Origin of the sequence: Pseudomonas sp. R2-37-08W, from assembly GCF_003851705.1 — a bacterium.
Lineage (GTDB): Bacteria > Pseudomonadota > Gammaproteobacteria > Pseudomonadales > Pseudomonadaceae > Aquipseudomonas.
In genome coordinates, this window is sequence record NZ_CP027728.1 from 1,560,937 (window position 1) to 1,574,811 (window position 13,875).

Annotated in this window: 11 protein-coding genes; 2 read left to right on the forward strand and 9 right to left on the reverse strand. The window is 60.5% G+C overall.

Annotated features, from left to right (window positions below; all coding sequences use genetic code 11):
* Positions 1-3: 3 nt before the first annotated feature.
* The 6 genes from C4J93_RS07180 to C4J93_RS07205 all read right to left on the reverse strand — a co-directional run bounded on the left by C4J93_RS07180 (position 4) and on the right by C4J93_RS07205 (position 5,472).
* Positions 4-300 carry a DUF2282 domain-containing protein gene (locus C4J93_RS07180; protein ID WP_124361656.1) on the reverse strand — a complete coding sequence of 99 codons (297 nt, stop codon included), beginning with the start codon at positions 298-300 and terminating at the stop codon, positions 4-6.
* A gap of 174 nt (positions 301-474) precedes the next feature.
* Complete coding sequence (locus C4J93_RS07185; protein WP_065932826.1) at positions 475-1,176, reverse strand: ABC transporter ATP-binding protein; 702 nt, start codon at positions 1,174-1,176, stop codon at positions 475-477.
* 1 nt (position 1,177) lies between these two features.
* Positions 1,178-1,945, reverse strand: coding sequence for a high-affinity branched-chain amino acid ABC transporter ATP-binding protein LivG (gene livG / locus C4J93_RS07190; protein ID WP_027604424.1), 768 nt, complete (start codon positions 1,943-1,945; stop codon positions 1,178-1,180).
* Complete coding sequence (locus C4J93_RS07195) at positions 1,942-3,195, reverse strand: high-affinity branched-chain amino acid ABC transporter permease LivM (protein ID WP_124428966.1); 1,254 nt, start codon at positions 3,193-3,195, stop codon at positions 1,942-1,944. Before C4J93_RS07195 ends, livG begins: the two co-directional genes overlap by 4 nt.
* The gene (livH, locus tag C4J93_RS07200) at positions 3,192-4,115 is read right to left on the reverse strand and encodes a high-affinity branched-chain amino acid ABC transporter permease LivH (protein WP_003231100.1); all 924 of its coding nucleotides are present in this window, start codon (positions 4,113-4,115) and stop codon (positions 3,192-3,194) included. The genes C4J93_RS07195 and livH overlap by 4 nt, the downstream gene beginning before the upstream one ends.
* Positions 4,116-4,344: 229 nt before the next feature.
* Entirely contained in the window at positions 4,345-5,472 is a 1,128-nt protein-coding gene (locus C4J93_RS07205) for a branched-chain amino acid ABC transporter substrate-binding protein (RefSeq protein ID WP_124428967.1), read from the reverse strand.
* A 340-nt stretch (positions 5,473-5,812) separates the two neighbouring features.
* Between C4J93_RS07205 and C4J93_RS07215 the strand changes: the two genes are divergently transcribed.
* Positions 5,813-6,115, forward strand: coding sequence for a DUF2288 domain-containing protein (locus C4J93_RS07215; protein WP_124369912.1), 303 nt, complete (start codon positions 5,813-5,815; stop codon positions 6,113-6,115).
* Positions 6,116-6,319: 204 nt separating this feature from the next.
* On the opposite strand, the gene C4J93_RS07220 is transcribed toward C4J93_RS07215, so the two are convergent.
* Positions 6,320-8,584, reverse strand: a complete 2,265-nt coding sequence (locus tag C4J93_RS07220) for a bifunctional diguanylate cyclase/phosphodiesterase (RefSeq protein WP_124369913.1) — start codon at positions 8,582-8,584, stop codon at positions 6,320-6,322.
* Between the two features lie 137 nt (positions 8,585-8,721).
* Positions 8,722-9,090: a YkgJ family cysteine cluster protein gene (locus C4J93_RS07225; protein ID WP_124361661.1), complete on the reverse strand. Its 369-nt coding sequence runs from the start codon at positions 9,088-9,090 to the stop codon at positions 8,722-8,724.
* Positions 9,091-9,341: 251 nt separating this feature from the next.
* On the opposite strand from C4J93_RS07225, the gene C4J93_RS07235 reads away from it, so the two are divergent.
* The gene (locus C4J93_RS07235) at positions 9,342-10,685 is read left to right on the forward strand and encodes an MFS transporter (protein ID WP_124366156.1); all 1,344 of its coding nucleotides are present in this window, start codon (positions 9,342-9,344) and stop codon (positions 10,683-10,685) included.
* A gap of 165 nt (positions 10,686-10,850) precedes the next feature.
* Here the strand turns inward: C4J93_RS07235 and rapA are convergent, their stop codons facing one another.
* A complete protein-coding gene (rapA, locus tag C4J93_RS07240) occupies positions 10,851-13,697 on the reverse strand; it encodes an RNA polymerase-associated protein RapA (protein ID WP_124361663.1) in 2,847 nt (948 codons plus the stop codon).
* Between the last annotated feature and the right edge of the window lie 178 nt (positions 13,698-13,875).

The window sequence follows — 13,875 nt, forward strand, 5'->3', positions numbered from 1 at the left end:
GCTTCAGGACTTTGCGGTGAAAGCAGCTTCCTGGCCGAAACCGGTCGGCGAGGTCGTGCTTGGGGTTTTCAGGCAGGTACCGGCTGGGACCAGTTTCCAGGCGTTGGCCTGGTCCTTGGTTTTGGACGTACCGGCGCACGAGGTGCCAGCGCCGGCGGCGCAGTCGTTCTTGCCGGCCTCGGCGATGCCGAAGCATTTCTGCATGTCGTCGGCAGCATGGGCGGTGGTGGTCAGGGCGGACAGGCTCAGGGTCGAACCGAGGGCCAGGAGGAGGGCGGCAGCGGACAGTTTGGTGGTCATGGAGTATCTCCAGCAGTGGTCGAGTTGGCAGGCTTGATTGCCTGCTTGCACCACTAGAGAGAGGGGGACGAACTTCGTTACAAGCCAGCCGGAAAAAATTTAAATATCACGCAAAGCAAATGTGGGAGGGGTTGCCCCTCCCACATTCTAAAGCCGGTTCATCCAGCAACCGTTTTAACCGCCCAGGTAGGCTTCACGCACCTTAGGATCGGTCAGCAATTGCTCGCCAGTGCCCTGCATCACCACCCGGCCGTTTTCCAGCACGTAGGCCCGGTCGGCGATTTTCAGGGCCTGGTTGGCGTTCTGTTCCACCAAAAACACCGTTACCCCGTCCTTGCGCAGTTGCTCGATGATGTCGAAGATCTGCTGGATGATGATCGGTGCCAGGCCCAGGGATGGCTCGTCCAACAGCAACAGCTTGGGCTTGCTCATCAACGCCCGCCCGATGGCGAGCATTTGCTGCTCGCCGCCGGACATGGTGCCGCCGCGCTGGCTGAAGCGCTCCTTGAGCCGAGGGAACAGGTGCAGCACCTTGTCCATCTGTTCCTGGTAATCACCCTTGTCGGTAAAGAACCCACCCATGGCCAGGTTCTCTTCCACGGTCAGGCGCGAAAACACGCGACGGCCTTCCGGTACCACCGCAATGCTCTTGCGCATGATTTCGGCGGAGTGCTTGCCCACCAGCTCTTCACCCATGTAGCGGATGCTGCCGCTGTGGGCCTGGGGCGAGCCGCACAGGGTCATCAGCAACGTGGACTTGCCAGCGCCGTTGGCGCCGATCAGGGTCACGATTTCACCCTGGCGCACTTCCACGTTGACGCTGTGCAGGGCCTGGATCTTGCCGTAGAAAGTGGAAACGTTTTCGAATTGCAGCATTTTACGCTTCCCCCAGATAGGCTTTGATCACTTCGGGATTGTCACGGATCTGCTCCGGCGTCCCGTCGGCGAGCGGCGTGCCCTGGTTGATCACCACGATATGGTCGGAAATGCTCATGACCAGTTTCATATCGTGTTCGATCAACAGCACGGTGGCATTGTTTTCCTCACGCAACACGCCGATAAGCGCCTTGAGGTCTTCGGTTTCCTTGGGGTTCAAGCCCGCCGCCGGTTCGTCGAGCATCAGGATCCGCGGGCGGGTCATCATGCAGCGGGCGATTTCCAGGCGACGTTGCTGACCATAGGCCAGGGTGCCGGCCGGGCGGTTGGCGAACTCGGTGAGATTGACCTTGTCCAGCCAATACGCCGCGTACTCCATGGCTTCGCGCTCGCTCTTGCGGAACGCCGGGGTCTTGAACAGGCCTGCGAAGAAGTTGGTGTTCAGGTGACGGTGTTGGGCGATCAACAAGTTCTCGACCGCTGTCATGTCCTTGAACAAGCGCACGTTCTGGAACGTGCGCACCACGCCCTTGCGGGCGATCTCGTGACCGGCCAGGCCCTGGATCGGCTGGCCGTCCAGCAGGATACTGCCGCCGCTCGGCTTGTAGAAACCGGTGAGGCAGTTGAACACCGTGGTCTTGCCGGCGCCATTGGGGCCGATCAGCGCGACGACCTGCTTCTCTTTGACGGTCAGGGCGACGCCGTTGACCGCCAGCAAGCCGCCGAAGCGCATGCTCAGATTTTCGACTTTCAGGATCTCGCGGCTCATTTGCGCAGCTCCATGTGTGGACGTTGCATGGGCAGCAGGCCTTGAGGGCGCCAGATCATCATCAGCACCATCATGGCGCCGAACATCAACATGCGGTACTCGCTGAACTCTCGCATCATTTCCGGCAGCAGGATCATCACGATCGCGGCCAGAATCACACCCAGTTGCGAGCCCATGCCACCCAGTACCACGATGGCGAGGATGATCGCCGACTCGATGAACGTGAACGACTCCGGGGTCACCAGGCCTTGGCGTGCGGCGAAGAAGCTGCCGGCGAAACCGGCGAAGGTTGCCCCAAGGGTGAAGGCCGAAAGTTTGATGACTGTCGGGTTCATGCCCAGTGCACGGCAGGCGATTTCATCTTCGCGCAGCGCTTCCCACGCGCGGCCAATCGGCATGCGCAGCAGGCGGTTGATCACGAACAGTGCCGCCAGTGCCAGCAATAGCGCCACCAGGTACAGGAACACCACTTTGCTCACCGGGTTGTAGGCAATTCCGAAGTACTCGTGGAAAGTCTGCATGCCCTCTGCGGCGGTGCGGTCGAACGACAGCCCGAAGAACGTCGGCTTGGGGATGCTGCTGATGCCGTTGGGGCCGCCGGTGATATCGGTGAGGTTACGCAGGAACAGACGGATGATTTCACCGAAGCCCAGGGTCACGATCGCCAGGTAGTCACCGCGCAAACGCAACACCGGGAAGCCCAGCAGGAAGCCGAATGTGGCCGCCATCAGACCGGCGAGTGGCAGGCAGACCCAGAAGCTCCAACCCAGGTAGTGCGACAGCAGCGCGTAGGTGTAGGCACCCACCGCATAGAAGCCCACATAACCCAGGTCGAGCAGGCCGGCCAGGCCCACCACGATGTTCAGGCCCAGGCCCAGCAACACGTAGATCAGGATCAGGGTGGCGATGTCGACTGCACCGCGCGAGCCGAAGAACGGCCAGATCAACGCGGCCACGATCAGGCCGATGATGATGTAGCGCTGGGTGCGCGGCAGGGTCAGGAATTGGCTGACCTTGGGCGACACCAACGGCGCACGGTTGCCCTTGAACAGGGCGCCGACCTGCTGGGTGAACAGCACGCGCAGGAACATCAGCACCGAGCACAGGGCGATGATGGTCAGGGTCACGGGCCCTGTGCCATGCACTTCCAGGTTGATGCCGGCAATGCTCAGCTTGAGGCCGAGTACCGGGAAGGCCACGGCCCACACCAGCAAGGCGCTGAAAAACGCCGATTTAAGATATCTGCTCATACTTTCTCAACCTCCGGACGGCCCAGGATGCCGGTCGGACGGAACAACAACACCAGGACCAACAAGCCGAACGCCACGACGTCCTTGTATTGGTCACCGAAGATATCGGCGCCAAAGGCTTCGGCCACGCCCAGCACCAGCCCACCGAGCATGGCGCCCGGAATACTGCCGATACCGCCCAGCACCGCTGCGGTGAAGGCCTTGAGGCCCACCAGGAAACCGGCGTTGGGGTTGATCACGCCGTACTGCATGCTCAGCAACACGGCGGCGACCGCCGCCAGCGCGGCGCCGATCACGAAGGTCAGGGCGATGATGTTATTGGTGTTGATGCCCAACAGGTTGGCCATCTTGATGTCTTCGGCGCAGGCCCGGCAGGCGCGCCCCAGACGAGAGCGGGAAATGAACAGCGTGAGGCCGAGCATCGCCACCAGGGTGACGACAAAGACCAGGATCTGCATGTAGGAAATCAGCACTTCTTGTGCACCACCGGGGCCGAAGGAGAAGCTTCCCGGGATCAGGTTGGGAATGGACTTGTCCTTGGAGTCCTGGGACAGCAATACGGTGTTCTGCAGGAATATCGACATGCCGATGGCGGAAATCAGCGGGATCAACCGGTTGCTGCCGCGCAAGGGGCGGTAGGCAACGCGCTCGATACTGTAGCCATAGGCACTGGTCACGACGATCGATGCCAGGAACGCAGCGGTCATCAACAGCGGCAGAGAGTGGATACCCATCATGGCCAGCCCGGCAAGGGCGATGAAGGCCACGTAGGAACCAATCATGTACACCTCGCCATGGGCGAAGTTGATCATTCCAATGATGCCGTAAACCATTGTGTAGCCAATGGCTATCAAGGCATAGGTGCTGCCAATGGTCAGGCCATTAACCAGCTGTTGGAAAAAATGATAGATCTCAGGCATTACAGCGCTCCTAAAAACCCGATACGCATTTCACTGGTGGAGTCATGTTCCGGCCCTGCGCTGTGTTCTGTGAGCACATTTGCACAAAGCGTTTGCCAGCGAACCGCTGGTGACGGTTTTAAGATTTTCAGGTGAGCCAGCGCCCGGATCGCGGGTGACATGGCCCATAAACCTCGTAAAACAAAACCCACTGCTTTCACAGTGGGCTTGTTGACCAGTAATGCCTGGCTTACTGAGGGGATACTTCGGTTTTTGGTTTGCCGAAGTGCCATTCGTAGACCACGAACTTGAAGTCCTTCAGGTCGCCCTTGGCGTCGAAGCTCAGCTCGCCGGTCGGGGTCTTGAAGGTACCCGCGTGGATGGCCTCGGCCACCTTGGCGGTGTCTTCGCTCTTGGCAGCCTTGATGCCGCCGGCGATCACTTCGATGGCCGAGTAGGCCGGGAACACGAACGGACCGGTTGGGTCCTGCTTGTTCTGGGCGAACTCTTCAACGATGGCTTTGTTGGCCGGGTCGGTGTCGAAGGATTTAGGCAGGGTCACCAGCAGGCCTTCGGAAGCGCCCTGGGCGATTTGCGAGATGGAGTCGTTGCCGACGCCCTCTGGGCCCATGAACTTGGCGTTCAGGCCTTTTTCCTTGGCTTGGCGCAGGATCAGGCCCAGCTCAGGGTGGTAGCCGCCGTAGTAGACGAAGTCGACGTTGGCTTGCTTGAGTTTCTGGATGATCGAGGAGAAGTCTTTGTCGCCGGCGTTCAGGCCTTCGAAGACGGCAACCTTGGTGCCTTTCTTCTCGAGGGTCTGCTTGACGGCGGTGGCGATGCCTTCACCGTATTGCTGCTTGTCGTGCAGTACGGCAACGATCTTCGGCTTGACGTGGTCGGCGATGTAGTTGCCGGCCGCCGGGCCTTGGGCGCTGTCCAGGCCGATGGTGCGGAAGATCAGCTTGTAGCCACGGGCGGTGATTTCCGGGCTGGTGGCCGCCGGGGTAATCATGATGACGCCTTCGTCTTCATAGATATCCGAGGCTGGCTGAGTGGAGCTGGAGCAAAGGTGACCGACCACGAACTTGACGCCGTCATTGACCACTTTGTTGGCGACGGCAACGGCTTGCTTCGGATCGCACGCGTCGTCGTATTCCTTGGCTTCAAGCATTTTGCCGTCGACGCCGCCCTTGGCGTTGATGTCGGCGATGGCCTGCTTGGCACCCATGAATTGCATGTCGCCATATTGCGTTACAGGCCCGGTCTTGGGGCCGGCAATGCCGATCTTGATGGTGTCGGCTGCGAACGAATGGCCGGCAACCCCAGCCAGGACCATAGCGGCAAACAGTTTGGAAATCTGCTTAGTAGCCTTATTCATAGTGCTCCACTCTTACTGTTGTATTTTTTATAGTTCTAGCGGCCTTGTGAGCTGCAGAACCGGATCAGATATCTCGGATATCCCTCGGCGATGCCCTGGCAACTGTACCGGTACAGTGTAGAGCGCCGGTTGATCGCTTGGAAAGCTGGCTGCTGGGGGCAAAACCGGGTTGTGTCGCTTAAATGAAAGAAAAAGACAGAATTGCGGCGGGGTAATGCCAGCCTTCCGAGCATTCCTTGGCTTTTCCGACACTTTCAATCGCCAGCTTATTTGCTACTGGGTTTTTCCAACTGTGACACGACGTTATGATTGCGCCGATTTTTTACTCAGGTGAACTCCCATGACGCAAGAACCTAGCACCCTCTATGCCAAGCTGCTCGGTGAAACCGCCGAAATTTCCTGGAAGGAGCTCGAACCGTTCTTTGCCAAGGGTGCCCTATTGTGGGTCGACGCCGACCTGGATTTGATCGAAGCGGCCGAAGCGATGGCCGAAGACAATCGCGACAAAGTCGCTGCCTGGCTGGCTGCGGGGAGTCTTGGCGAAGTGTCTGCGACGCGGGCGGTGGACTTGGTCACGCGTGACCCGGGCCTTTGGGCGGTGGTGGTCTCGCCGTGGATTTTGATCCAGGAAAGGGCAGTGTAAGAAACCAGTGAGCCAAATGGGTGCACGGCTCGCGCTTGCGCAAGTGTGTAGCGGAGTAACCGCTTCCCCCGTGATGGCACGTTGCCGTAGAGAAAGGTCACAGGTGACGGTGACGTTAACGTCACGGGAACAGTTGGAGCGCTGGCGTAACGGCTGGGAAATTGTTTCAAGGTATTGGCGCCTGACTACTGGCAGCCTGCCATGTCAGCGGATGGGCCTGACAACTGAAGGCGAACTGATGCACGCCGGGGCAGGTTCCTTTGGCGGCGGAGCCTCTTTATTACCGTCTGCGCTGAATGTGTGGAGCGGGTTGCGTATCTGCATGCCTTGCATGACGCCAATGATGTCGCTGAAGGCCACCGCCGGGCTCAGCAAATAACCCTGAATGAAATCGCAGCCATGCTGCTGCAACAGCTCGAATTGCGCCTGGGTCTCCACCCCTTCGGTCACCACCTCCAAGTGCAGCGTATGAGCCATGGCAATGATGGCCTGGACGATTTCGCTGTCGGCGGTGGACCTGGGTATGTCCTGGATAAACGACCGGTCGATCTTCAAGGTGTTGAGCGGCAGGCGCTTGAGGTAGGCCAGGGATGAATAGCCGGTGCCGAAGTCATCGATCGCCAGGGATACGCCCAACGCGCGGATTTGCCGCAACAGGGCCAGGGTGCTGCTGATATTGCCCATCAACGCGTTTTCGGTGACTTCCAGCTCCAGGCGATTGGCAGCAATGCCTGCAAAGCGCAGGGCCGCTTCGATTTCATCCGCCAGTTCATCACGGGCCAGGTTCAGGGCCGAGCAATTCACGGCCATGGTCAACTCGCTATAGCCGCGATCAGACAACAGGCTCAAGTCATGACAAGCCTGGCGCAATACCCAGTGGTCCAGTTCGGCAATCAAACCGTTATTCTCGGCAATCCCGATAAACCGGTCCGGCGCCAGCAACCCATGTTGTGGGTGCTGCCAGCGCACCAGGGCCTCCAGGCGCGTGACCTTGCCGAGCTTCATGTCGAAGATCGGCTGATAAAACAGCACCAACTCATTGCGCCCGCGCAGGGCCGCGCGCAGTTGCTCTTCAAGTTGCAGCTCAAGGAAAGCGCGGGTTTTCAGGTTGGAACTGAAGAAGTGCAGGCTATTGCGCCCAGCATCCTTGGACTGGTAAAGCGCCAGGTCGGCGGTTTTCAGCAGTTCTTCACAGGTTTGGCCATCGTCGGGAAACAGGCTGATACCGATACTGGTAGTCATGACCATGCGCCGGCCTGCCAACTCGATGGGTTCCTTCATTTTTTGCATGATGCGCTGGGCCATGTGCCGCGCTTCGTCGCGATGATGGATATTGATCAGAATGCAGAATTCATCCCCGCCAAAACGCGCGACCACGTCGGCATGGCTGCGTACCGAGCCTTTGATATGGCTGGCCAGCACGGAAAGCAATTGGTCACCGGCATCATGTCCAAGGCTGTCGTTGATGCGCTTGAAATGGTCGATGTCGAGGAAGATCACCGCCATCATGCCGCGTGTCGCGGTTTTTTCCGCGACCTTTTCCGCAAAGATCTGATTGAAGCCACGCCGGTTGAGCAAGCTGGTCAGCGCGTCGTAATGGGCCACCTGTTGCAGCGAGGCACGGGCCTGGTCCAGCTCGCTGAGCAGTGCGTTGACCCGGCGCAAATCGCGTTCCTTGTGCTGCAGCTTTTTGTCGGCCAACGCTGCGCTGATGCTGCTGCCGATAACCAGCAAGGTGATCGTCGCCACCGACAGGCTCAGTTGCAGCGGATTGTTATCGACGGGCAACGACAGATCCGCGCCGTCCGGTATCAGCATTTGCATGGCCGCCATGCCGGTGAAATGCATGCTCAGGATGCCGGCGCCCAGCACCAGGCTGGCGGCGTATTTGAGCAATTGATGAAACACGCCGGTACCGTCGCGCAGGTAGCTCGACAACAACAACGCTGCCAGGCTTGCGCCGATGGCAATCGCGACCGAGGCCATGAGCAGCCTGGAGTCGAAGTAGGCCTGGGCCTGGGAACGCATGGCTGACATGCCGACGTAGTGCATCAGCGCGATACCCAGCCCCATCCACACTGAGGCCAGCAGGTACTGATGGAGCCGCAGGTGCGCATGACTGAGGGTTTGCATGGCGAACAGCGAAGCGATCAGGGCAATCACCAACGAGGCGAAGGTCATCAGCAATTCGTAATGAATGGCGACGGGGGCCTGGAAGGCCAGCATGCTGATGAAGTGGGTCGACCAGATACCGCCCGCCAGGCAACCGGCGCCCAACCAACACCAGCGACGGCGGGCGGTGGGGTCTTCGACATGACCGACGCGCTCGGCCATGTCCAGCGTGCCAAAGCCGGCCGCGCAGGCGACCAGGTACGCCAGCAGCACCAGAAAGGGGTTATGACTGCAATTGAGTAATAAGTGCCCGTTGTCTGGAAGGTCGGTGAAAAAGTGCAGTCCCAGCCATTCCATAGCGTGTCCCGTCATAGTGTCGCGTCATTGCCTCAGGCGATGACCTATGAGGTCGAGTATAGAAGCCTCGCGGGATTTGCCAGGAATAATGGCACTTTGATACAACTCTTTTTGCATGCCAGTCATAGCGTTTGATGCTAAGCGCTGATGGGCAGATCCAGCTCGAAAAGCGGCTCGTCGAGCGGCGCCAGGCCGAAGGCGGCACGGGCAGCATCGCAATCGGCGTTTTGCACGCCCTGGCTCCAAGAGGCGTCGAACTCGCGGCAGGGGCTTGAGCGCTGTTCATAAATTGAGCAGCGCGTGCCTTTGCCCACTTCACCCTCGAGGCTGCAGCAGCGTGCGGGCTTCTGGTCGGTACCGATCATCGCCACGCGGGTGGGGTTGATCTGCACCACCAGGTCATCGGGCACGGTGCCGCCCGATGAGGCGCACTCGCCCCAGAAGAAAGACACACGAAAGTATGAACAGCAGGCACCGCAATTCAGACACGGACTGGCTTCGGACATGGGCGTCATCGATTAAGGATAGGTAAGGGGGACTGCGGGAAGGCTCGCCATTCTATCCGGGCGCTGGCCATTGGGAAGGGGGGCGCGCACATATATTTTTGTAGGGAAAACCCCGTAATGCCGGGTGAAATCACGTCCTATCAGCTTTACGAATCATTACAGACAAGCGCCGCCAGCCTGACTATGTTGCAGATACCTGAGCAGGATGCAGTGGGCATCGCAGCTCTCATAACAATAAAAGAGACGGACCCATGCAGAACTCGACCCAAGCGGCGAATGCCTGGCGCATTCTGTTCCTGCTGTTCCTCGCCAACCTGTTCAACTTCTTCGACCGGACCATTCCCGCGATCATCATCGAGCCGATCCGCATGGAATGGCACCTGAGCGACTTTCAGCTCGGCATCATCGGTACCTCTTTCACCATCGTCTATGCCATCGCCGGGCTGCCGCTGGGGCGCCTGGCCGACACCGGCTCGCGCAGCAAACTGATGGGCTGGGGCTTGTTTGCCTGGAGCGGGCTGACGGCGCTCAATGGCCTGGCCGGCAGTTTCTGGAGCTTCCTGGTGGTGCGCATGGGCATTGGCATCGGGGAGGCCAGCTATGCCCCCGCCGCCAATTCATTGATTGGCGATCTGTTTCCCGCCCACCGCCGCGCGCGCGCCATGGGCATTTTCATGCTGGGCCTGCCGTTGGGCTTGCTGCTGGCGTTCTTCACCATCGGCTGGATGGTCAAGGCGTTCGACAGCTGGCGTGCGCCGTTCTTTATTGCCGCCGTACCGGGGCTGATCCTCGCGGTATTCATGTTCTACATCAAGGAGCCCAAACGCGGCGCGGCGGAAACGGTGCAAGTGCCCCAGGAACGCGTCGACCGCCCGATCCGCCGCGTACTCGCGGTGCCGACCTTCCTGTGGCTGGTGCTGGCCGGGCTGTGCTTCAACTTCGCCACCTATGCGTGCAACTCGTTCCTGGTGCCGATGCTGCAGCGTTACTTTCTGATGCCGTTGCAGGACGCAGCGGTGGCCACCGGTGTCATCGTCGGTGTGACCGGCCTGGTGGGCCTGACCCTGGGCGGCTGGATTGCCGACAAGATCCATCAGCGGGTCGCCAATGGCCGGCTGCTGTTTGCCGCGTGCAGTCTGATCATCTCCACGCTCACCACCGCCTGGGCATTGCATGCCGGACGGATCGAGATCGGCGTGTTCGTCGCGCTGTTCAGCGTGGGCTGGTTGTTTGCCTATAACTTCTATACCTGCGTGTACACGGCAATCCAGGACGTGGTTGAACCGCGCCTGCGGGCCACGGCGATGGCGTTGTTCTTTGCCGGCTTGTATCTGCTGGGTGGGGGCATGGGGCCGATTGTGGTGGGCGGCCTGTCTGATCACTTTGCGCATGCTGCGATGTATGCGGCGGGGGCCGAGCAGATGACTGAGGCCTACAAGGCTGTAGGTTTGCACGACGCCATGTACCTGATTCCGGTGGCGTTGTTCCTGACCATGCTGTTTCTGTTCCAGGCATCGCGCAGTTTTGTGCGTGATGCCAAGCGGATGAAAGAGGGGTTGAGTGCGGTGGAGGTGCCGGCGTTGGCTACGGCTTGAGACCGAGTTGACGCTATCGGGAGCAAGCCCCCTCCCACACTCGAATGTATTCACAGTTCAAATGTGGGAGGGGGCTTGCTCCCGATGAGGCCCGCAACGCCAACGGTGTTCTCAAGTGAATAAAAAAGGCCCGCATTGCGCGGGCCTCTCTCATTCAGCGCAGGATCAACCCGCGACCAACACCCGAATCGCTTCCAGTCGCAACGCCGCCTTGTCGAGCATGGCCAGGCCTTGCTCGCGCTGGTTGCGCAGGGCGACCAGCTCGCTGTCGCGTACGGTCGGGTTGACCGCTTGCAGCGCCGTCAAGCGCGCCAGCTCTTCGTCGGTGTCTGCCGCCAGGCGACGCTTGGCCTCGGCCACACGTTCGGCGTGACGCGGGGCGATTTTCTCTTCGCCGGCATTGATGCGCGGCGTCAATTGGTCGCGCTGGGCCTGCACGAATTTGTTGGCGCTGGCCCGGGGCACGCTTTCCAACTGCTCGTTCAAGGTCACGAACGACACGCGGCCGGACAGGTCATTGCCGTTGGCATCCAGCAGGCAGCGCAGCGCCGCCGGTGGCAGGTAGCGACCCAGTTGCAGCGAGCGCGGGGCAACCACTTCGCTGACATACAGCAGTTCGAGCAATACGGTGCCCGGCTTGAGCGCCTTGTTCTTGATCAGCGCCACGGCGGTGTTGCCCATGGAACCGGACAGCACCAGGTCCATGCCGCCTTGCACCATCGGGTGTTCCCAGGTGATGAACTGCATGTCTTCACGGGACAGCGCCTGGTTACGGTCGTAGGTGATGGTCACGCCTTCGTCGTCGCCCAGGGGGAAGCTGGCGTCGAGCATCTTCTCGCTGGGCTTGAGGATCAGTGCGTTTTCCGAATGGTCTTCGCTGTCGATGCCGAAAGCGTCGAACAGGGTTTCCATATAGATCGGCAGGGCGAACTGGTCGTCTTGCTCGAGGATGTCTTCGACCAGCGCATCGCCTTCACCGGCACCACCGGAGTTGAGCTCCAGCAAGCGGTCACGACCGGTGTGCAGTTCCTGCTCCAGACGCTCGCGCTCGGCACGGGCTTCGTCGATCAGGGCCTGCCATTCGCCATCGTCGGCGTTTTCCAGCAGCGGCAGCAGGCGCGGGCCGAACTGATGCTGCAAGGCGTTGCCGGTCGGGCAGGTGTTGAGGAATGCGTTCAGCGCTTCGTGGTACCACTGGAACAGGCGCTCTTGCGGGCTGGTTTCCAGGTACGGCACATGCAATTCGATCACGTGTTTCTGGCCGATCCGGTCCAGACGGCCGATGCGCTGTTCCAGCAGGTCGGGGTGCGACGGCAGGTCGAACAGCACCAGGTGGTGGGAGAACTGGAAGTTGCGGCCTTCACTGCCGATTTCCGAACAGATCAGCACCTGGGCGCCGAACTCTTCATCCGCGAAGTACGCTGCGGCGCGGTCGCGTTCGAGGATGTTCATGCCTTCGTGGAACACCGTGGCCGGAATGCCGGAGCGTACGCGCAGCGCGTCTTCCAGGTCCATGGCGGTTTCGGCGTGGGCGCAGATCACCAGGACCTTGGTGCGCTTGAGCATTTTCAGCTGGTCGATCAGCCACTCGACGCGCGGGTCGAAGCGCCACCAGCGGTTGTCTTCCTCGATGTCCGGCTGCGACTGGAAGCTGACTTCCGGATACAGCTCGGCATGTTCGCCCAGGGGCAACTCCATGTATTCATCTGGGTTAGGCAGCGGGTAGGCGTGCAGTTTCCGCTCGGGGAACCCCTGTACGGCGGCGCGGGTGTTGCGAAACAGCACGCGGCCGGTGCCGTGGCGGTCGAGCAGTTCACGCACCAGGCGCGCGCTGGCCTCGCTGTCGCCATCGTTGACGGCGGTAAGCAAGGCTTCGCCTTCATTGCCGAGGAAACCCTGGATGGTTTTGTGCGCGGCGGGCGACAAGCGGCCCTTGTCCAGCAGCTCCTGCACGGCTTCGGCCACCGGGCGGTAGTTCTCGCTCTCGGCGCGGAAGGCGTGCAGGTCGTGGAAACGGTTCGGGTCCAGCAGGCGCAGGCGCGCGAAGTGGCTGTCCTGGCCCAGTTGTTCCGGGGTAGCGGTGAGCAGCAGCACGCCGGGAATCACTTCGGCGAGTTGCTCGACCAGCGAGTACTCGGCGCTGGCTTTTTCTTCGTGCCACACCAGGTGGTGGGCTTCGTCGACCACCAGCAGGTCCCAACCGGCCGCGAACAGCGCGTCCTGAGCCTTCTCGTCGTCCACCAGCCATTCCAGGGCGACCAGCGCCAGCTGAGTGTCTTCGAACGGGTTGGTGGCATCGCTTTCGATAAAGCGCTCTTCGTCGAACAGCGCAACCTGCAGGTTGAAGCGCCGGCGCATTTCCACCAGCCACTGGTGCTGCAGGTTTTCCGGGACCAGGATCAGCACGCGGCTGGCACGGCCCGACAGCAGCTGGCGATGGATCACCAGGCCGGCTTCGATGGTCTTGCCCAGGCCCACTTCGTCGGCCAGCAATACCCGTGGCGCAATACGGTCAGCGACTTCACGGGCGATGTGCAGTTGGTGCGCGATAGGTTGCGCACGCACGCCGCCCAGGCCCCACAGTGCGGACTGCAATTGGCGACTGGTGTGTTCCAGGGTGTGGTAGCGCAGCGAGAACCAGGCCAGCGGGTCGATCTGCCCGGCGAACAGGCGGTCGCTGGCGAGGCGGAACTGGATGAAGTTGGACAGTTGGGTTTCCGGCAGGGTGACCTGTTCGTTCTGCCCGTTGAGGCCGTGGTAAACCAGCAGGCCGTCGACGTCGTCGACTTCCTGCACGGTCATCTTCCAGCCTTCGAAATGGGTGATGCTGTCGCCCGGCGAAAACCTCACGCGGGTGAGGGGCGCATTCCGTAGCGCATACTGGCGGGTGTCGCCAGTGGCCGGATAGAGCACGGTCAACAAGCGGCCGTCCTGTGCCAGAACGGTGCCTAACCCCAGCTCTGCTTCGCTGTCACTAATCCAGCGTTGCCCCGGTTGATACTGCTGCGCCATGCTGCCTGACTCCCGCCGTGAAAAAGCCGACTATCTTAACGGAACAAGGCCTCACGCCCAAGGACTCCGACAAAAAGTACTCTGACAAAAAGTACTCTGACAAAAACTACTGCGTCAGCGCCCAGGCCCGCAGGGCGAATCGACGGGTGGCGGGCACTCATAAGTGTCGACTGGGTCA